Below are 20,259 nucleotides of genomic sequence, written 5' to 3' on the forward strand. Positions count from 1 at the left end.
ATTCTCACAGTTTGTTCGCAACCCGGAAGTCTGCGTACGCGCCCATTCGGGACTTGTACACGTCGCTACAACGGAAGTGGACCGGGTGTTGTGCATACTCCTCACCGGCGGTCGCCGCCGCTACCGTCTCGGGGAACGATTCATTACACACGACACACGTTGACCGTTCCTCGGCATCTGCGTCTAACAGTTCCGCACCTTTCTCCCAGGTATTGGTGAACTGGCCACTCCCTCCTTCCTCAATATCGACATCGACCAACGTGTCGATCAGCTTCGACTTCCACCACAGCGTCTCCGACGGCTCGAACACGCCGCTGTACGTCTGATTCTCCACGTCTGCGTCGGTGAGGACGTGTTCCCGATCATCGAGTACATTTTGCTCAACGCCGAGCTTTGTCGCTGTCCACGTTCTGTTGAGGAGAAGTCCTGGGCGGGGAAGAAGGTCGTCACGCACCCACCCCGCGAACTCTACTCCAGTCTCGGTGTCTGCGTCGGTTAGTCCACCGGTGAACTTACGTGGGACGAGTCGCTCCAGTTGCTGAGTGTCGGTCTCTGGTGGATTCAGGCAGCCCACGAGTGTCTCGATGGACTCGCCGTTCGCTTCGATTCGTCGGTAGTCGTCGATGTCAGAGACAACTTGTTCTGCCGCACCGACGAGCCTGTCCACATCGAACGTGTCGTCGAACACCGACTCGTCAATGAAATCCGGTTGTGAACTGAGCCCATACACTGGAGTCTCGGAGAACTCCTCCCGGAGGACTCCGACAATCGACTTCCCGGTTCCACCGAAGCGACCGTCCTCGTAGAGTTTCCAGTCTAGTAGGATGATATCGACACTCTCGTCTGAGACACGAGCTGCCCCGTTCGCGCTCGTCGTTCTGTCTTCACCATCAGTCGACTCTGATTCGAACCACAGTTTTTCAGCTACCTCGGAGGCTCTCTCGAACTTGACCACGAGCCGATTACTACCCTCCTCAAATACCTCTGCCGACTCTTCACGGTCTGGATCGTCGTCAATCCACCACGCAGTGTATACCTCACTCACGAAGTGTCACCTCGACACAAGTACTCCAACCGTTCATCTCTGGGAATCTTACTGTACCTCCGTATTTCGAAGATATATTATTAACGATGTGAAGGCCTAATCCGCTCCCGTTACCCAACTGATCTACGAGTTCCTCCGGCATGTTGTCTTGGAGACTGTCGTACATCTCCCCAGAGGGGTCGGAGACGAGTGGCTCCGTCACCCTGTCGGCGACATCGTCCGAGATCCCGATTCCATCGTCAAGGACACGGATTGCGACGCCGTCGTCGATCTTCTCTCCACGGACCTCGATCCGACCGGCGTTGTTCCCCGTTGCTGCGATTGCTTTGATCGAGTTCGTGACGAGGTTGATCAAGATTGAGGACACCTCCGAGTCGTACATCGGTGGTGTCTGGAGTAGGCTGGGAACGGACACCTCGACTTCGATGCCGTAGAACTCGCAGATGTACGAGACAGCATCTACGATCTGGTCGGTCGCGTCGGCGAGCGTGACCGCCGACTGCTCTTGATCGTCGGCGACTCCCGCGAACGTCCCGAACAGGTCCATGTGCTGTTTCAGTCGCCCCTGAACCTCCTGCATCGACTCGGAAATTTCCCTAAACTCATCGCGCTGCTCCTGTGGAAGGTCGTTGAGGTTGTTCTCGATCCGAACCGCGTTCTGGCTCAGTTCGTGTGTCATGTTCCGGAGTTCGTGAGACAGCGAGAACACGACTTGATTCACTGAGAACGCCGACCGGAAGAAGTCGATCTTGCCGTCTTTTTGCTGGAGAGAACTACGGATCACGTCTGTCGCTTTCTCGACGGTGTCCGTGTCGACTGTGCTGGCCGTGCTGCTGCTCTCCCCTTCTTCCTCCCCATCGCTTTGATCTGTCCCGTCTCTTTCACCGTCCGCGGTAGAGGCGGATCCACCGCTTTCGGCTACTGTGGAGGCTGTCTTTTCGAGGAAATTCATCGCAGCGTCGACGACCTCCTCCTCGGAGGATGTCGTGTCCGAACCGTCGTCAGACGAATCAGTGAACTGATCGATTCCAGCCTCTTCGTCATCAGAGTCTGATCCGGCACTCTTCTCGAACTCCTCTTTCGCCTCCTCTACTTCTTCCATCTTTAGCTTGTGCTTGTAGTTACTGTACTGAAGCACCATCCACTCGATAGAGAGCCGGACAGCTTGCTTCAGGTTCTTGAAGCCATCTCCCTCGGCAGTGAACTCCTCACGGTTTGCCTGCATTTCGAGAACCGACTCCGGTGAAACGTTCACCCGACCGATAAGTTGGTTGTTTCTTGGATGTATAGTTAAAATGTTACTAAAGTCTCTGTGGTACTCTGTTTCACTTTTTAGCTCATGAAACTTTTTATCCGGATTACGCTTCCGTGCTGCAACTTTCTCATCGAGTCCCAACCAATCGTCTTCTGGTCCACCGTACGAGTGGACGCGGAATCCGTCTTTATACACTCGAACACCGGCGTACTCATCTCGAATATCACCGATCCGCTCTAAGCTCAGCGTTCCAGTGTCACGAAGGTGTTTCCGCTCTTCTGGCGGCCAAGAGATCTTGAACGCCGTCCCATCTAGCCCGTCCGTATCGAACGAAAATTCGTAGTTTCGCTCGCCAATCTTCTTTGCTTCGAGGTTCACAGACACCATTCCGTTACTGATCTGTCCGGTGAGCGTCCCCCAACTGGCGTCGTGGACCTGTTCTAGAAGACTCGCATCTGCGGCGTCGAACTCCGGAGCGTCAAAGTTGATGTCGAACCCTGGATCCGGCTCGTAGCTGTCCCGATTTGCCGACTCAACGAGCGAGAGCGTGACGATATTCCGTCGAAGCGTGTTGAAATGGCGTTTGTTCCACTCGTCCCGGAGGTCAACGAGTTCTAGTGTCGTCCCGGCCTCGACATCTGCTGTCGAGTTTAGTCGCTCCACCTCAATTCGAACTGGAATCTCGTCGAGGTCAAGTTGTCGCTCAAACCTCTCCCAGTCGAAGTTCATCCGAATCCGCTGGTATTGGTCGGTCACAGGGTCCTTCGACACCGACGTGAGGTACAGTTCGTCTGCCAGCCGGCGAACAGCGAACCGCCCGATTCCCTTGTCACCAGCCTTCTTTCTGCCGTACTTCTCGGTCCGTGGGTTCTGGAGCTTATCCGTAGTCGCAACTCGCATCCAGCCGTCTCGGATATCGTCGGTCGTCATCCCGGTTCCATCGTCTCTCACGATGATTCTGCTGTCTTCGTCGCCTTCGCGCGCGTTCTCAAAGATCAGATCAACCTCCGTCGCGTCCGCGTCGTAGGCGTTCTTCACGAGTTCTGCGAGCGCGACGTGGTTCCGCGTGACGAGGTTCTCCCCTAATTCCTCTAGCAGTCGGCTATCGACAGTAAACGTAACCTCTTCAGGACTGTCGGGCATCTAGATGTGAATTTCGGCGCTAAACTATTAAAAGTGTGTGGGGACAGATGCGGACGTGAGAGACGACCGTGCGGACGCGACGTTCACCACGTCCGACGAACGGCGTGTGCCGTGTGTCGTCCAGCACGGCGACAGCGACGACCCACGGCTCAGGCTCACACCCGACGGTGCCGTCCGTGTCACGCTCCCGGACAGAGACGCTCCGCCCGTCGACGACGTTCTCGAAGCGAACCGGGACTGGATCGAGCGACAGTACGAACGCCAACACGAACGGCTCGGTCGCGTCGAGCGCCAGTTCGGCGACCTCACGACTGGCCTCGTCGTCTGGGGGTACACGTTCGACTTCGAGACGCGCGAGGGCCAGTACGACCTCACAGTCGACTCCGGCAGGATCACCGTCTCGGCGCCGACGGGGCGGAGTCCACTCGCGTTCCTGAAGAACAGGCTCGCCAGTCGACTCCGTGATACCGTCGTGTCGATGGCCGACCGGGTCGCTCCGAAGCTCGACGGTGACTACGAGACGGTTCAGATCCGTAACCAGGCGACGAAGTGGGCGAGCTACTCCACGACCGGAACACTCTCGTTCAACGTCCGGTGTGGCTTCCTCCCGTTGGGATACGTCCGGTATCTCGTCGCCCACGAACTCGCACACTCGGTCAACACTTCACACGACGCCGCGTTCTGGTCGCTCGTCGAGACGGTCGTCGACGACCCGCGCCAGCGATCCACAGAACTGGAGGGGTTCGCGGCGGCACTCGGACGGAACGAGGTGTGGGGAGAGATCCTCGCCGAGTGGTGACGCCACGTTAGGCCGCGAGCGAGGGGAGCCTGTCGAGTGCGTCTTCGACAACCGCGTCGAGTTCTTCTCGGGCCGCTTCGACATCTTCCCCCGCGGCGATGCTGTCACACAGCTGCTCGAACGCGGACGACAACGTTTCGACCTGACTCTCGGTCAGGTGCGCGGGGTCGATCACGGGTACATCCTCCAGGTCGGAGATTTCGAGTTTCCCGAGGTCGTCGGCATACTTCCGGCTCAGGTGTCGTGTGACCCGGTCCGCGACGGTGCTGTTCAGGTACGCGAGGACCGCTCTGGCTGCGTCTGCGTCGCCGTCGTGGAGGTAGACGTTGTGGAGGTTGTTCAGCGTCCGAACGTCGGCCTCGTTCACAAAGAAGTCGAAGCCGGACTTGCTCATGTACGTCGCCAGGATGTCCGGCGGGTCCCGGCGGTCGACGGCGTACCACGGACTACGAGAGCCCGCGAGGTGGGTGTCTCTCGCGCCGAGTTCCTCACCACGGTCAAGATACGCCGCCAGCGCATCGTCGGCGTCTCGATCGACTGGGTTGCCGTCTTCGTCGTAACAGTAGAGTAACCAGACTGTCTCGCCAGCGTCGCGCCGTCGCTCCCAGTGATCCTCGTCGACCCGAAGCGCCTCCATCCCGTCCGTCCGGCGGAGAGTCCGAACTAGATACTCCTCGTCGAGCCCGTACGCTTCGACATCCGCCCGAGTCAGACAGAAGAAGTCGTTCATCCCGGTCGCAATCCCGCGCTTGATGTCGGCAATTTCCCCGAACGACCGGAGTTCCGGGAGCGAGTCCAACGAGTCCGGACGGACGTAGTTCCGCCAGTCTTCGTCGGCCTCTAGCTCTGCCTGTTCGAGTGTCCTCGCGTACCCGAACGCCGTCGGTCCCGACGGCTCGGCTTCGAGACAGTCGAGAATCGTCGCCGGCTCTGCCTCGTGTTCGACGCTGAGGAACGTTGTCGGCGCGGTCGTCTCTCCCGGATCGCGTTCCAACAGGGTGACACACGGCGTGACCCGTGCACCGTCGAAAGCTTCGAGACCAGACTCAAGGAAAATCACCCCTCGGACGTGGAACTGTTCGAGGAGGAACGACCGCAGCCGTTCGCCGTAGTTCGTGTCACAGAATCGAGCGGGCGTCAGGAACGTCATCCGACCCTGTTCGCGCAGGAACTGGGTCGCGTGAGCGAAGAAGTAGACGTACAACGGAGTGTGTTCCGTGACCGACAGCCCCGCCCTGGCGTCGACGATCCGGTTGAACCGCTTCCGGTCGTCGTCGAGCGCTCCACTCCGAGAGTACGGCGGATTCGAGACGATCGCGTCGACCTCCGGAAGCGCGACGGGGTCCTGCTGTCCGATTGTCGTCTCACTGCCACGGGGGCAGGCGTCCATGAAGTCCGTTACTTCCAGATTGGGCGCACCGACCCCGTCGTCGAGCTTCAGCCCGGTCGCAGCCATCGTCACCGCCAACGGGCTCAGGTCAACCCCGTAGAGATCCTCAACTGACGCCCGCTTCCCGCCCTGGCGACGCTTTGCCTCGAACGCGCTCGCAGAGAGGACGCCAGTACCGACGCCGGGGTCGAGAATCGTGTCGTCTCCGTCGCGAACTGCCCACCTCGCCATCAGCTCGCTCACTGTGCTGGAGGTGTAGAACTGTCCCTGCCGGCGACGGGCCGATTGGACGACGAGTCGCTCGAACAGTTCGCCGATCAGCCGCGTCGGATCGGCGGCGTCGACGAGTTCGTCCCGAGAGTCCAGCAGTCGCTCGAACGCCTCTGTGTCGAGGTGCATCGCAAGTTCGTCCAGTTTCCACGGGTCGAGCCCGTCGTCGCCAGTCTGTGAAGCCGCTGCTCTGAAGTCCGACACGATTTCTTTCGGGTCTTCGAGCGGATCCAGACTTTCGAACTCTTCGCGGTGACGGCGGTAGAGCGTCGACTTCAACAGGAGGTTGAACGCACAGAGGACAGACACTGTCTCGTCGGGACTGTTGGCCTCTTCGAGACCGAGCCTGTCGAGCACGGCTTCGGTGTCGACAGTTGCCGCGGATTGGAGTCGCTCTTCGAAGCCGTAACCGACATCCTCGACAGCGTGACGGAGCTTGTCGACATCACTCATTCGTTGGTTTCCGACTGTGCCCGGTTCGGCGGGTTCGGTTATATGCCAAGCGGTTCGTCAGTGTCGAACTATACACTGATTGGGTGCTTTGCCGCGTCGTCTCCGAAGAAGGCCACCGTCGATAAGCCCGCCCCACGTCCCCGCTCCCGCCTACTCCTCGGGCCAGTGCCCGTACGCGATATCCCGTTGAACCGCGTTCGGTCCCTCGTACACGCTGGGGTACTTCGCGTCCCGGAACACGCGGTTGGCGCGCGTCTCCATCCGGAGGCCTTCACCGCCGTGGAGCTGTGCGGCCTCGCGGGCGACCGTCTCCGCCGTCCGGGTGGCGCGAGCCTTCGCCAGACTCGCCCAGAAGGCGGGGTCGTCGCCGGCGGCGACCCGTTCACACGCGGTCCAGGTCAGCGCCCGCGCGGCCTCGAACTGCTCGCGCATCTCGACGAGGCGGTGTTGGACGGTCTGGTTGTCGGCGACGCTGGCGTCGTACAGTTCGCGGTCGTGGACGTACGCCCACGCCTCCTCGATGGCGGCCGCGGCGAGACCGATACCGTGGCCGGCGACGGCGATTCGCCCGTAGTTGAAGAACTGCGCGAGGTTGTAGAACCCCGAGCCCGGCTCGCCGAGTCGGTTGTCGACGGGCACCCGGACGCCGTCGAGTTCGACCCGAGCCTGTTGGCTGGCGCGTAGCCCCATCTTGCCGGTGATCGGCTCCGCCTCGTAGCCGGGGTCGTCCGTCGGGACGACGAACAACGAGTAGCTGTCGTGGCCGTCGGCCTCGCCGGTCCGGGCGTACACGACGATCCAGTCGGCGACGACACCGTTGCTGGTCCAGTACTTCTCACCGTCCAGGACGTACTCGTCGCCGTCGCGGCGCGCGGTCGTCCCCATCCGGGCGAGGTCGGAGCCGCCGCGGGGCTCCGTCGCCGCCAGCCCCGTGATCTCGTCGCCGGCCGCGACCGGCGGGAGGAGTCGATCCTGCTGCGACTCCGTCCCGTACATCGTCACCACCTTCGCGCCGAAGTCGACGAGTTGGACGGCGAGTCCGATCCCCCCGTCCGCACGGAACAGCTCCTCGACGACCGCCAGCCGATCGGCGAGTGTCCACCCCTCGCCGCCGTACGTCTCGGGGACGTACTGACCCGCCAGCCGCTCGTCTTGAGCGGCCGTCACGACCGCCGCCGGATACTCACCGCTGGCGTCGTGTTCGGCCGCCGCCGGCCGCACCGTCTCGTCTGCGAACGCCCGCGCCCGTCGTTTCGCCTCGTGTGCCGACTCCGGAACGACCCGCTTCGACAGTAGATCCATCACGTTCTATCACGGACTCGACAGTACTGTGTGTTTCGACGGCACGGGTCGTCGGTGGCCTGGCGTCGTGTCCCCAGACGTACTCGTGTGGCGGCAAGCCGTGTCTCGATTCCGTGGTGGGTTTCCTTCCCGCTGTGACGAGCCCCGAGTTCCGAGACTGCTCCGCTCGCCCCACGTAGTCACCCCACTGACCCAGAGACGGGAACGCCACAGACGGCTCCCAAGGCGTGAACCGCAGCCCCGGCGACGATCGCCGGTACGGTCGTGTACACGGTCGCCAGCACCGCGGCGACGCGGTCGACGGCGACCAACGGGAAGATGGCGTCGCCGTCCTGTGCGACCGTGACGGCGACGAGCGCCGAGAAGGAGACGGCACCCTCGCCATAGGCGGCGGCGAACGCCACGTGTGGCCCACACCCCGGGAGCAGCCCGAACAGTCCGCCGGCGACGGGAGCCAGCGCGCCGTCGCCGGCGACGGCCCCGACAGCGTGACGGGTGACTCCTGGGAGTAGTCCGACGATGGCGAGGCCACCGACCGCCCAGACGACCGTCGGCGACGCGGTTCGAGCCGTCCGGGCCAGTGGTCGCCACCGACCGCCGACGGCGACGGTGTCGGGTGCGAGCGTCGCCGCGACGGCACCGCCGACCCCGATGACAGCGACGGAGACGACGACTGGCTCCGGCACGACACCGGACACGCCGACGAGTCCGGCGACGCCGGCGACGAGTCCGACCCCGACCGCGAGGTACCAGACCGCCAACAGCGCGGCGACGACCGGAGACTCGGCTCCGTCCGGCCCGTCGGGGACGTAACACTGATGATCGACGGCACACTGCCGGCTGTCGGTGACGACACACTCCTGATCGTCCGCGACGACACAGCCGTCGTCCGCGACGACCCTCTCTCGGCTGTCGTCACCGCCGCGCTCGGGCTCCGCACCGCCGTCGGCGACGGGATCACGCCGGCTCAGCGCCCGCTCGACACGGTCGATGCCGGGGGCGAGCGCGTCGACGGTGACGCCGGTGACGATCGCCGTCGGGAACGCGATCACGGAGACCGCGAGCGCGGCACCGGGGGCAACGGCCAGCAGGACGAAGACGGCGTCGCCGGCAGTCGCCGCCAGCGCCGCCACGACCGTGCCGAGCCCGACCGCAGAGCGACCGTACAGCGTCGCCACCGCGACCGCACCGCCACAGCCCGGGACGAGTCCGACGAGCGCGCCCACGACTGGGCCGACTCCACGACGGCTCGTCGCCGCCGCCAGCGTCTCTCGGGAGACGGTCCGGGAGACGACTCCCGCCGCCGCGACCGACACGACGACGAACACACCCACTGCCGTCCACCCGTCGACCACTACGCTCACCAGCGTCGAACCGTGATCACTCACGAGCGCACTTTTTAGGCTAGCCTAAAAAAGCGTCGTAGGTTCCTCAAGAGCCGGCGAGACTGCCGTCGCGTCCGGGATTCGTCGCCGTCTCCTCAGCCGAGCGCGCAGTCGATCCGCCGGCAGTCCTCGGGGCTCTCGACCTCGCAGTAGTCCGTCGGCGGGTCGTCCGCGCCGTCGTCGTGGAGTCGGGTGTGGAGCCGACGGACCGCGTCGGTCGGGAGAGCGACGCCGACGCGGTAGGCTTGGCGTGGAGGGAGTCGAACGCCGGCGGTCGCCTCGAAGAAGCGCTCAACGACACACTGACGCCACTGTGTCGTGCGGGCGATCCGTTCTCCGCGGTCGGTCAGCTCCACACCGACGTACGGCTCCCGGACGAGCAGCCCGCGGTCGGCGAGCGTCGTCACCCGCTCGGTGACGGTCGCGGGCGCGACACCCAGTCGGTCGGCGAGCACCGTCGTCCCGACCGGCGACTCGTCACACACCGACGAGAGAAACACGGCCCGGAGGTGGCGCCCACCGGCCGCAGAGACGACTGGCTCTCCCGTCTCCGGGTCGTCGACGGCATCCGTCGGGGCCGCTGGCTCGACCGACACGATCTCCACGGCGTCGCCGTCCGCGACACACGACCGATCGCCGTCGGCCACGTACGATCGATCCCCGTCCGTGACACGCGCACGGTCGTCGTCGGGAGTCGCCTCGCCGCCGGTCACGACTCGTCGAACTCGCGTGCGAACCCGCTGAACTCCTCGCGGTGGCTCTCCTCTTCGCCCAGGAGCCTGACGGCGAGGTCCTCCGTCACCGGGTCGTCTGCGTCACGGGCGGCCGCGACGAGGTCACGGTACGTCTCGATTGCGGCCTCCTCGTCGTCGAGGACGCCCCGAACGACGGACGCCACGTCGGTCGAGTCCTCGGGCGGACGCAGCGACTCCGGGCCGGCAGTGAACTCCGCCGACGACGGCGGCCGAGCACCCAGCTCTGACAGCCGCTCGGCGATCAATCGGGCGTGTTCCAACTCCTCCGTTACGTCAGCTTGGAGGCTCTCGACTACCTCCTGCGCCAAGAGGCCGTCGAGAACAACCGCGTTCGTCTGGTAGTCGACGACGGTCGACAGCTCACCGAGGTACGCCCGTTGGAGCAGCGAGATTACCTCCGTCTCGGCGGCCGTGGTCTCCCTCTCGTCGCCGCCGGCAGTCTCCGCTCGTGTCGTCGTCTCGGTCTCGAACTCTTGTGACATCGACTTACAGTTGGGCTGTCACAGACCTAAGCGACCGTTTGGCACACGACGACCGCTGGCGACCCGTCGACTCGGCTCGACCGACTGCCGATTCCCACAGACGGGTGTCACCGTCGACTACCCCAAGTCGGCACCGCGGAACCGTGTGTAGCCGACGGCGACCGGGAGGATCGTCCAGAGGAGTAAGATCGCACCCGGGAGGTACACGGACGCGAGCGGGTCGGTAGCGAACACTCGCCCGGCGTGGCTCGCCTCCAAGACGGCGACGGCGGCCTCGTTCGGCACGAGCATGCCGAACAGATCGATCCACCACGCCTCGGCGCGGCTGCTCGCCAGTCCGAGCTCCGCCGTGAGCCAGGTGACACCCTGCGTCAGCGGCGACCACAGGACGACCGTCACGAGGAACGTCCCGACGGTGACACCGGTCGCCCAGCCGTCGGTGGGGACGGCCGCGGAGATCCCGATCCCGACGGCGACGAACCCGACGGCGATCGCCCACACCGCGACGGCGAACGGGACGAACAGCCCCGGGCCGACGCCGTTACCGGTGGTGAAGAGCGCCACTGCGGTCACCGTAACCCCAGCGAGCGTCGCCAGCGTCACGAGCGCCGTCCGACCGAGGAACTTCCCGATCACCACCTCCCGCCGCGAGGGCGGTAAGGCGAGGAGCGTCCGGAGCGACCCCGACTCCCGTTCACTGGTGATCGACCCCTTGGCGACGAACAACGCCACGATGGGGAAGACGGTCGCCGACAGCTGTGCGACCACCCCGATCACCTGCCCCGGCTCCGCGTCGGCGGCGACGCCGAACAACGCCGCCGTCCCGCCGGTGAACAACACCAACGCCCCGACGACCGCCCACAGCGCCCACGACCGCCCGGCGTCGGCGACGTCCTTCCGTGCGATGGCGACCGCACGCCCGTTCATCCGTCCACCTCCGTCGTCGCGTCCGCGCCGTCCGTCGCCGGGTCCGTCCCCGTCTCGCCCACGGCGGCGGTCGCGGTCTGTCGGTTCGCTGCCGTCGTTGCCTCGTCGGCATCGTCGGCGTCCGTCCGAACCGTCTCCGGCCCGTCTGCGCCGGTGTAGCTGGCGAACAGGTCCTCCAGCGACGACTCACTGACCTGGAGGTCGGTCGCCGTCGCCGTCTCACGCACGCCGTCGACGAACCGGAGCTTCGCCGCCGGCTCCAGACACGTGGCTCTGACCTCGCCGCCGCTCGTCTCTACGTCCGTGATCTCCCCGTCGTCGGCGAACCGCTCCCGGAGCCGCTCCGTCTCGACGCCTCCGACGCCGTCGCCTGCGTTCTCGCCGTCCGCGAGCGTCAGCGTCACACGCGCGCCGACACCCAGCTCCGACCGCAGCCCGTCGACCGTGTCGACCGCGACGAGCTCCCCCTCGTTCGCGATCCCGACCCGGTCTGCGACCGCTCTGACCTGCGCCAGGACGTGCGAGGAGAAGAACACCGTCGTCCCGCTGTCCGCCTCCGAGCGCACGAGTTCCCGGAGCTCTCGGGCACCGTTCGGGTCGAGTCCGCTCGTCGGCTCGTCCAGGATCAACAGGTCGGGGTCGCCGACGAGTGCGATCCCGAGCGCCAGCCGCTGGGCCATCCCGGTGGAGTACTCCCCCGCCGGACGGTCTGCGTCCGACGGCGAGAGACCGACCCGGTCCAACAGTCTCGCAGGGTCGTCGTTCGCGTTCTTCAGCTCGACCGCGAACTCCAGGTGGCGGCGACCGCTGAGTCGGTCGTAGAGACCGTAGTCCTCGGGGACGACGCCGATTCGCTGGTGGACCGCCTCGCGGTCCGCGTGGACGTCGTGGCCGAGCACCTCCGCCGACCCCGCGGTCGGGGTGACGAAGTCCAACAGGACGTTGATCGTCGTCGACTTACCCGCGCCGTTCGGTCCGAGGAAGCCGAACACCTCGCCGCGTTCGACGCGGAGGTTCACTTCGTCGACGGCCGTCACGTCGCCGAACCGCTTCGTGAGGTCGTTCGTCTGGATCGCCGGGGGACCAGGCATACGTAGCTCTCTGTCACGACGTGGAATAAACGGGGGTCGTGTGTTTCCAGTCGCGCGACAGTGTTTCGCGGACGTTCGTCTCGCCGCCGTCGGTACGTTTTAGCCCCGTCCAGCAAACGACCTGGGTATGGACAGCGCCGGCGGTGCCCGTGAGGGCATCCGCGTGGAAAATCGAACGGACGTGACTCAGCGAGTCGACCTCGACGCCGGGGGGGCGTCGACGACGCGCCGTCTCGACCCCGGGACCGTGTTCGTCTGGCAGGGGGCACCCAGAGGGGGGTTCGACCTGCGGGTGGACGCGGACGACGATCGGAGCGTCACGACGGTCCCCCGCGGGACGGACCCGAGCGACGTGACGGTCGTCGTCGCCCGCGACGGCGTGTCGGTCGACCTCCCCGGTGGAACCGTGACGGACGCGTTCGCAACGGGGTCCGACCCGACCGACACGACAGGGACGAGTGAACCGAGCGACACGGCCGGAGCGACGGACGCCTTCGGGGCCGACGCGGACGACTGGGGCGACGACGGCGGCGACAGCGACCCCTGGACCGGCGGCGGAGACACCCCCGACCGACGGGAACTGGACTCGACGGGGTCCGACCGCAATCGATCCGGGTCCACGACGGACACGTCACGGGAGTCGACGGGTGGTGTGTCGTCACGGGAGTCGACGGGTGGTGTGTCGTCACGGGAGTCGACGGACAGTACCTCGTCCCAGGAGTCGACGACGGAGGCCTCGTCGACCAGCGCCTCGGCGACGGACGAGTCGACACGAGACCAGTCGACGGGGCCGTCCGACGACACCGACGGCACGGACGAGACCGGGCGGACGGGAGCACGCCGGCCAGACGAGACGACGCCCGCGGACGACGAGAGGACGACCGCCGGCTCCAGCACCGGTGCCGACGACGCCACCACGAGCGCCGACACCGCCACCCCCGAGTCGACTGGGGGCTCACGAACAGAGACGGACGGGACGGCGACGACCCCGGGAACGGCCGCTGCGGCGACGCCGGCGGCGGCAGACACGCCGTCGCCAGCGACGGCCCGTGAGGCGTTCGCGGAGACCGTCCGGGTGGACGAACGACTCGACGAACTGGAGAGCCGTGCGGTGTGGCTGGATCGAGAGTTCCGGATTCCGGGGACGAACGTCCGAATCGGCGTCTCCAGCATCGTCGGGCTGCTGCCCGGCGCCGGCGACGGGGTGATGTTCCTCGTCGCGCTGTCGCTCGTCTACCACGGTCTGCGGCTCGGGGCGTCCACGTGGACGCTGATGAAGATGTCGTTCGTCCTGTTCGTGGAGTTCGCGGTGTCCGTCGTCCCGGTGTTGGGTGACTTCGTCGGGGCGTACTGGTCCGCGAACGTCCAGAACGTGGGGTACCTCCGAGCCCAACGGGGGAACCTCGACGGCTCGACCAACTGGGTGTTCGTCCTGATCCTGTTTTCCCCGTCGATACTGACGTTCCTCGCGGTGGTGAGCTTGCTTTGAGCCGGCGTGGTTCGGGCGTCGATCCGGAGACGGACACGCCGGCGTACTTCACGGTCACGGAGCGCCCAGAACGACAGCCCGGCGAACTCGTCGAGGGGCGGTTGTTCGTCGCCGACGACCGGCTCGTCTGTGGCGCCGGCGGCGGCGCGCTGACGAGCGGCTACGCCGGCGCGATCGACGACCACTCCGGGTCGGTGCTGCGTCGGCTGTTCGCCGGCGCGTTCGACCCCCAGCGGTTCGGACTCTCCGAGGCCCGTTCCCGCGACGAGACGATCACCGTGCCGTACGCGAGCGTCGCCGACGCCGAACTGCTGTCGTGGGACGGCTCCGAGCTTCCGGGAGTGACGGAGACGTTCGCCGTCCGGATCGACACCCGCACCGTCCGCGGGTCGCTCGTCGTCCAGTTGGGTCACGGCAACCGGAACCGCGGCAGCGGCCGCGAGCGACACGACCGGCTCGTCGACCTCGTCCGGGCCCACGCCGCACAGGCCAGTGGCGGCGACGGACGAGAGAGGGGGCGACCAGAAGGGACGACCGAGCGAGCGTCGACGACAAGTGAGACGACCGAGCGAGCGTCGACGACAGGCGAGACGGCGTCGTCGCGGGCAGACGAGACGAGCACGCCCACAGACGACTCGGACGACCCCGTTCACTGTCGGGACTGCGGGACGGCGATGTCGCGTCGCGCGGAGGTGTGCCCGTCGTGCGGCGTCCCCAACGCCGCCCACGGGGACGCCGGCGACGACACCGACACCGTCTACTGCCGCGACTGCGGGGAGACGATGCCGCGCCGCGCGGAGGTGTGTCCCTCGTGTGGCGTCCCCAACGCCGCCCGGGAGGCGTCCGACAGTCGCGGCGGTCGTCGCTGACGCCTCAGACGAACCAGGTCTTCGTGTGTCGCTCGGAGTCGAACGGCTCGCGGTGGCCGCGCTTGAGCTTGTAGTAGTGACGCATCCCCTCCACGAGCATCAGCCCGAGGTAGAACCCGACGGAGGAGAACGCCAACACCAGGTCGACGAGGTTCCGTAACAGACGCTTCCGTCTCTGTGCGTCGACGTGCGCGAAGATCAGCCCCACGTCCTCGCGCTGACGCTGGCCGCGTCGCTCCCGACTCTCGACCGTCGCGGCACCGCCTTGTCGACCGCCGGCGGCCTGGCCGCGCCCACCCCCCGCCGTCGCGGCGCCTCCCGCCGCACCGCCGCCGTGACCCCGCCCGCCACGCCCGGTGTCGACCGGCTGTCGCACGCCACAGTCCGGACAGATCTCCGCGCGCTCGGAGACGACGTTCCCACACTCGACACAGTACACCTCTCCCTCTCCCGCCTCCCGTGACATGTTGCCAGACTGAGTAGTCGCTCGGCGTATCAAACTTTCCCCTCCGGCGGATTCGGGAGTGAGAGATGAGGAGGAGTGTTATCACCGTCGGAACCGTCTACAGACCGCCTTCAATTCGGTTCTCGAACGACTGTTTCTTTTTCTCTGTACGCGTCGACATGCTGGTCAATCAGTTCGAGATACTCTGGAAGGACTCGTTCTCAGTGAGAAAGTGAGTGACAAATTCGAACGACGACGTAACTTCGAACTCGACTTGATGATTAAATCACTCTTCTTCAGTGCTAGTCAATTTATTGTCGTTTCCGAGCCGGTCACCCAGCGCACGCATGCTTATCTCTTCGTCAAACTCAAATTCAACGATATCTCTGGTCGCTCGCAACTGTTGTCCACTTCCCCCGTTGCTGGGTCATAGTAAGTACCGTGGGAACTCGGATGGCTTGTCACATGGGAGATGCCGGCGGTGAGTCGGTCGACGTAGCCGAACGCGAACGGGACGAACAGTCGTGGCTCCGACCGCACCCGAGCCGTGACGGTCCCGACGAAGAGCCCGCCGCCGGCCGCGTGGTCGGAGACGGTCGCCGCCAGCCCGACCGCGAGCGTCAACAGCGCGGCGCCGCCGTACAGCGGCGCCAACGGGTCGACATGGGCCAACCCGCCGCCGGCGACGGAGCCCAGCGCCGCTCCGAGCCCGACTGCGGTGCCGGCCGCGTCCATGTTCCGCCCGTGTCCGCCGCTCAGGTCCATCAGCATCGTGATCGCCAGCGAGAACGCGCCGACGGTGAACGCACCGCCGACCACCCGGACGAGCAGGACGGCGCCGAACGGGAGCCCCAGCACCGGCGCGACGGCGACGAGGAGGTACGTCGCCGCCCCGCCGACGGCGCCCGCGACGACCAACGGCGTCCGGACGTCGACGGCGTCGCTCACGACGCCCCAGGCGACCGCACAGACGACGAACGCGCCGAACTCCGCGATCAGGAACCACGCGCTCGCCAACAGTCCGCTGTCACCCCCCAGCGCGGCCACCGTCTCCGTGATCCCGGGGTACAGCAACACCTGTGACACTAAGACGAGCCAGACGACCGCCGCGAGCCGCGACCGATCACTCATCGTTGTCGCTCCCGCCAACGAGGGCAAGCGGCGGTGACGCGTGTGTGCCGGGCACCGTCCGCAGTGCTGTCACACTGGCGTGACTATCTACCGCCACGGGCGCTCGGACACGAATACGTAGCGGTGTAGCGGTGGCCGGAGCGCCGACGCATATGGACAACCTCCCGACTGTAGCCGGTGCTCGTCTCCTAGATGTTTATATAGGAGTTGCTCGAATTGGGTAAGTGGAAGTTCACTGAATAGACACAGAAAGGAGACAACCTCCTGGCGGCCAGTACCGTAGGTTCGACCATTTGGAGAACACCTCGACACAACATGGAAATCAAGCGAATCAACGTATCGGAGTACTCGCGGAACGACGAGTATCCCGGCTTGGAGACACCACTCGATGGAGCGACGACCCTGCTGTACGGCTCGAACGTGACTGGCAAGACAGTGACGTTCTGTGCACTTTCACACGCCGTACTTGAAGAACCGATGACAGTCCGACCTGGAAACGGAGCGTCGGTGGGTATCGGGTTCACCGACGGGAGCCACCTCCACCGCGGCGTTCCCGCAACCACCTTCACCACGGACCGTCACGATACCGACTCGGAGAACGTCAGGGCTCGGATGGACGAAGTGCTCGGGAATCGTCCAATTCTCCAGACGTACTTTCTCCACTCCGAGACGAGCGAACTCCCACTCTCGAAGCTCGAGACGGACGAAATACTGGATGTCGTCCGGTCCGTCACTGTCCCCGACCTCCAGGGTCGTATCGCACAGCAGCAGGCGGAACTTCAAGAGTGCAAAAATCGGCAGGAGGAGGTCACCGACGAGAGGAGAGAGGTCGAGTCGAGGATCGAAGAGACGAACGAGCGGATCGACACGGCCGAGACCGACCGCGACGAAGCACAGAACGTTCTCAGACTCGACACCACGGGAGAACTGGAGACAATCAGAAACGCCCTCGAACAACAGGAGGAGGCAGCAGACGAACTGGACGACCTCCTGGCAAGGCGCCAGGAGGTTCAGGAGGAACTCGACGACGCGAAAAATCGTGAGGAAGAACTTCAGAGTAAACTGATCGATCCAATCGACCAGGTCGCCCGGTCAGTCGAGCAGAGTGAGTCGTGCCCGATCTGTGACGAAACCGTCTCCAGAGAGGATGCTCGGGACCGGATTGAAGACGATCGTTGCCCGCTCTGTGCCCAGGAGAATTCGATAGAAGACTACCGCGAGCAGTTCGACCAAGCGAAACGGGCTGCCGAGAGCGAGATCGAAGGTGTCCAGTCAGAGAAAAACGAACTGAAGGAGAAACGTGACGAGCTGGACGAGGAGATCGAGGTCGTCCGTGAACAACAGCCCGAACTGTCCGCGTTCGACGAGAACGTTCGCCGCCGTCTCGAAGATCACGACCGTGAGCTGTCGGCTGTCGTCCGTGACGCCCGTGAGGCTCGCGACGAGGCCGAGGACAGACTCTCCAACCTCAGAGACGAACTCGAATCGCTCTCCGAGCAACGCGACAGGCTCGCCGAACGCCAGCGAGAAGTTCAGAGCGACATCGACGAGATAAGAGACACCATCGGCCAACTCGAAGGAGAGGCACGACGGGGTGTTGAGACGTTCACTGAGACGTGGCGTCGGGTTCTGGAGGAGATGACGGAGTCGATCCGCCGCAGCCTCGACATCACACAGGAAGGAATCCGTGTTGGTGGCGATTCCGACCGAACTTACAGCTCGGAGGACCTGAGTACGTCTGAGAGACACGTTCTGAACTTGGCGTTCGCTGTTGCGGTGAACGAGACCGTGGACTCGGAGCGTGCTGGATTAGACACGCTCGTCGTGGACGAGCCGTTCACTCACTTCGACGACGATGTTCGTCCCGAGGTCCTGTCGTTTGTTCTCGAAGACGACGAACGACAGTACATCTTCACGTCCTCTGATCCGAGCGTCCGCGACCGAGTGCCCGACGAACAGTGTGTGCGGCTAGAGCAGAGCGACGTACAGTGGACGCTGGACGATACGGACCGAATGGAGGACGACGAATCCGAATGACGATCTGAGTCGGAGTGCATCTCGCTACCCGTTCTCTACTGTTCAGATCTGCTCACTACCCCCTCACCGTCAGTGTGTATTGGTCCGAGAGCTCGTCCCAGGTCGCGTGACACGCGAGAAAGCACTTGTATCTCCCCTGTTTCAGTTGGTGTAGTGATGCAAGACACGAACACAGAAGTCAACCCCGGAGCGACCGACGAAGAGAGCACGCAGACGGCGCGGTACACCCGTACGGACGGCGACCGCGAACTGGAGCGAGGAATCGAGGTGACGGACGACGGCGACGGCCCGACCGTCCGATTCTACGCCGCCGGCGACGGCGAGTCGTTCGACCACACGTTCGAGTGGGACCGGTTCGTCTCCCTGCTGGAGTCCGTCGAGGAGTCCACGTTCGGCCCCGCGGACGACTCGTTCGTACGCCGGTCGTTCGTCGACGGGGAGATCGACCCCCAGGTGGTCGGCCGGGACCCAGGGGTCAAAGAGCCCGCACCCACCGACGTGTCGTCCGTCTCCGACGACGAGGCCGACACGGAGGTAGTCGGCCGGGACCCAGGGGTCAAAGAGCCGGCACCCGCCGGTGCCGTGTCCGTCGGCGACGGCGACCAGTACGACCGGCTGGCGTACGAGACGGCCGACGGTGTGGAGCACGACGGTGATCTCCGACTGTCGCTCCAGCGTGTCGAAGCGGACGACGACGGGTCGCTTCCGGCCGGCGGCGACGGCGGCTGGACGGTCACCGCCGACGAACTCCGGGCACTGCTGACGCCGGGCGCGACGGACGACGACGCGGTGGCGACCACGGAGGGGTTCTCGGAGGCGTTCCGTCGGGCGCTGTTCGTCTACCGCGACGAGGTGATCGTGCGGGCGCTGCTGTAGGGCTCACCGACGGCGTCGCTCGCCGACGGCGACCGAGACGCCCGCGCTCCGTAACCGCCCGTCTCACCACCGGCCCGTCTCGGGACGACCTCGCCGACCTGACAACTCGCCGGCACACCCGTCTCACAGCCGGAAACACGGCCACGAAACATATGTCGGTTGGGCTCCCGCACGGAAGCGTGCGACGTAGATCCCTCCTCTCCGCGTGCGGGACGGCCGCGCTCGGGGTCACGCTCGGATCGACACCAGCCGCGGCGGCTGTGACGCACGAAGGTCACGACTCGGACGAGACAGACACGGACGGCCCGGTCGCGACCGTCCGAGAGTACTACCGGCTGTCGAGCAAGACGACGAGCGTCGACGGGTTCGCTGTCGACGCCCGGCGGCTCTCACACCGTGTGTCCCCGCTGTCGGACCCCGACGAGACGCCGCCGATGCTGTTCGACGACGCCCTCCGCCAGCGCGTCACTGCCGCGTCGGTCACCGAAGAGGCAGTGACGACGACGGAGATCGGCGAGATGTCGTCGTTCTTCGCCGGCTGGCTCTCGACGGCCGAACTCCGGCGTGTCGCCGCCGAGACCGTCGTCGTCACGGCGACGCTCACCGACCCGCAGATCGTCGGCGGAACGTTCCAGGTCGGGTGGCTCGTCGCCCCCGAGCCGGCGGGCAGCGACGGCGACGACGAGGAACGGAACTGGCGACTCCTGTGGCCCGTCGGCGCGAACACGCCCCAGTCGGCCGTGCGGGAGTACTACCGCCAGGCCGCGACGGCCGCGGACGGGGAGGCGTTCGCGCTCGAGGTCCGGGAGTTGGCGCACGAGGTCTCGCCGTTGGCGACCGAAGACGGCGTGCCCGCGATGGCACTCCAGAGCGAGACGAGTCTCCGGTTCACGGACACCGCACTCGCCGACCGCGGGCTGACGGCCGACGAGGTGTCGTCGCTGTCGGGCTTCCTCGACGGCTGGCTCTCGGAAGACGACCTCGCCGCCGTCGCCGACGAGAACGCGCTCGTGGACGTGACGCTGGCGAGCGACGACACCGGCGGCCCGACGCTCCAGTGGCTCGTCGCCACGGAAGACGACGACTGGCGGCTCGTCTGGATCGACGAGCCCTGA

17 protein-coding genes are annotated in these 20,259 nt (G+C 65.3%); 6 read left to right on the forward strand and 11 right to left on the reverse strand.

Annotated elements, in window-relative coordinates:
* Positions 1–4 precede the first annotated feature (4 nt).
* The gene (locus RYH79_RS16820; RefSeq protein ID WP_370901477.1) at positions 5–1,045 is read right to left on the reverse strand and encodes a hypothetical protein; all 1,041 of its coding nucleotides are present in this window, start codon (positions 1,043–1,045) and stop codon (positions 5–7) included.
* Positions 1,038–3,443, reverse strand: coding sequence for a sensor histidine kinase (locus RYH79_RS16825; RefSeq protein ID WP_370901479.1), 2,406 nt, complete (start codon positions 3,441–3,443; stop codon positions 1,038–1,040). The genes RYH79_RS16820 and RYH79_RS16825 overlap by 8 nt, the downstream gene beginning before the upstream one ends.
* A gap of 55 nt (positions 3,444–3,498) precedes the next feature.
* On the opposite strand from RYH79_RS16825, the gene RYH79_RS16830 reads away from it, so the two are divergent.
* Positions 3,499–4,242 carry a M48 family metallopeptidase gene (locus RYH79_RS16830; protein ID WP_370901481.1) on the forward strand — a complete coding sequence of 248 codons (744 nt, stop codon included), beginning with the start codon at positions 3,499–3,501 and terminating at the stop codon, positions 4,240–4,242.
* A gap of 7 nt (positions 4,243–4,249) precedes the next feature.
* On the opposite strand, the gene RYH79_RS16835 is transcribed toward RYH79_RS16830, so the two are convergent.
* The 7 genes from RYH79_RS16835 to RYH79_RS16865 form a co-directional block, all read right to left on the reverse strand.
* Positions 4,250–6,355: an HsdM family class I SAM-dependent methyltransferase gene (locus RYH79_RS16835; RefSeq protein WP_370901483.1), complete on the reverse strand. Its 2,106-nt coding sequence runs from the start codon at positions 6,353–6,355 to the stop codon at positions 4,250–4,252.
* Between the two features lie 150 nt (positions 6,356–6,505).
* Positions 6,506–7,657: an acyl-CoA dehydrogenase family protein gene (locus tag RYH79_RS16840; RefSeq protein WP_370901485.1), complete on the reverse strand. Its 1,152-nt coding sequence runs from the start codon at positions 7,655–7,657 to the stop codon at positions 6,506–6,508.
* Positions 7,658–7,836: 179 nt separating this feature from the next.
* Positions 7,837–9,045, reverse strand: coding sequence for a putative manganese transporter (locus RYH79_RS16845; protein ID WP_370901487.1), 1,209 nt, complete (start codon positions 9,043–9,045; stop codon positions 7,837–7,839).
* 92 nt (positions 9,046–9,137) lie between these two features.
* Positions 9,138–9,755 (reverse strand): metal-dependent transcriptional regulator, encoded by a 618-nt coding sequence (locus RYH79_RS16850; RefSeq protein WP_370901489.1) that lies wholly within the window; start codon positions 9,753–9,755, stop codon positions 9,138–9,140.
* Complete coding sequence (locus RYH79_RS16855) at positions 9,752–10,279, reverse strand: ferritin-like domain-containing protein (protein WP_370901491.1); 528 nt, start codon at positions 10,277–10,279, stop codon at positions 9,752–9,754. The genes RYH79_RS16850 and RYH79_RS16855 overlap by 4 nt, the downstream gene beginning before the upstream one ends.
* Positions 10,280–10,396: 117 nt before the next feature.
* Positions 10,397–11,206, reverse strand: a complete 810-nt coding sequence (locus RYH79_RS16860) for an ABC transporter permease (protein WP_370901493.1) — start codon at positions 11,204–11,206, stop codon at positions 10,397–10,399.
* Positions 11,203–12,297: an ABC transporter ATP-binding protein gene (locus RYH79_RS16865; protein ID WP_370901495.1), complete on the reverse strand. Its 1,095-nt coding sequence runs from the start codon at positions 12,295–12,297 to the stop codon at positions 11,203–11,205. The genes RYH79_RS16860 and RYH79_RS16865 overlap by 4 nt, the downstream gene beginning before the upstream one ends.
* Positions 12,298–12,424: 127 nt before the next feature.
* Here RYH79_RS16865 and RYH79_RS16870 point away from each other — a divergent pair, with 127 nt between their 5' ends.
* Together RYH79_RS16870 and RYH79_RS16875 are read left to right on the forward strand one after the other, a co-directional pair.
* The gene (locus tag RYH79_RS16870; protein WP_370901497.1) at positions 12,425–13,786 is read left to right on the forward strand and encodes a DUF4112 domain-containing protein; all 1,362 of its coding nucleotides are present in this window, start codon (positions 12,425–12,427) and stop codon (positions 13,784–13,786) included.
* Positions 13,783–14,655 (forward strand): double zinc ribbon domain-containing protein, encoded by an 873-nt coding sequence (locus RYH79_RS16875; RefSeq protein WP_370901499.1) that lies wholly within the window; start codon positions 13,783–13,785, stop codon positions 14,653–14,655. Before RYH79_RS16870 ends, RYH79_RS16875 begins: the two co-directional genes overlap by 4 nt.
* A gap of 4 nt (positions 14,656–14,659) precedes the next feature.
* Here RYH79_RS16875 and RYH79_RS16880 read toward each other — a convergent pair whose 3' ends face one another.
* Both RYH79_RS16880 and RYH79_RS16885 read right to left on the reverse strand, forming a co-directional pair.
* Entirely contained in the window at positions 14,660–15,121 is a 462-nt protein-coding gene (locus RYH79_RS16880) for a zinc ribbon domain-containing protein (RefSeq protein ID WP_370901501.1), read from the reverse strand.
* 330 nt (positions 15,122–15,451) lie between these two features.
* Positions 15,452–16,231 carry a hypothetical protein gene (locus tag RYH79_RS16885; protein WP_370901503.1) on the reverse strand — a complete coding sequence of 260 codons (780 nt, stop codon included), beginning with the start codon at positions 16,229–16,231 and terminating at the stop codon, positions 15,452–15,454.
* Between the two features lie 612 nt (positions 16,232–16,843).
* Here RYH79_RS16885 and RYH79_RS16890 point away from each other — a divergent pair.
* From RYH79_RS16890 to RYH79_RS16900, 3 genes are all read left to right on the forward strand, one after another.
* A complete protein-coding gene (locus tag RYH79_RS16890; RefSeq protein WP_370901505.1) occupies positions 16,844–18,268 on the forward strand; it encodes an SMC family protein in 1,425 nt (474 codons plus the stop codon).
* A 156-nt stretch (positions 18,269–18,424) separates the two neighbouring features.
* Entirely contained in the window at positions 18,425–19,144 is a 720-nt protein-coding gene (locus tag RYH79_RS16895; protein ID WP_370901507.1) for a hypothetical protein, read from the forward strand.
* Positions 19,145–19,323: 179 nt separating this feature from the next.
* Positions 19,324–20,259, forward strand: coding sequence for a hypothetical protein (locus RYH79_RS16900; protein ID WP_370901509.1), 936 nt, complete (start codon positions 19,324–19,326; stop codon positions 20,257–20,259).

Origin of the sequence: Halobaculum sp. MBLA0143 (assembly GCF_041361465.1) — an archaeon.
In the GTDB taxonomy this organism is placed as follows: domain Archaea; phylum Halobacteriota; class Halobacteria; order Halobacteriales; family Haloferacaceae; genus JAHENP01.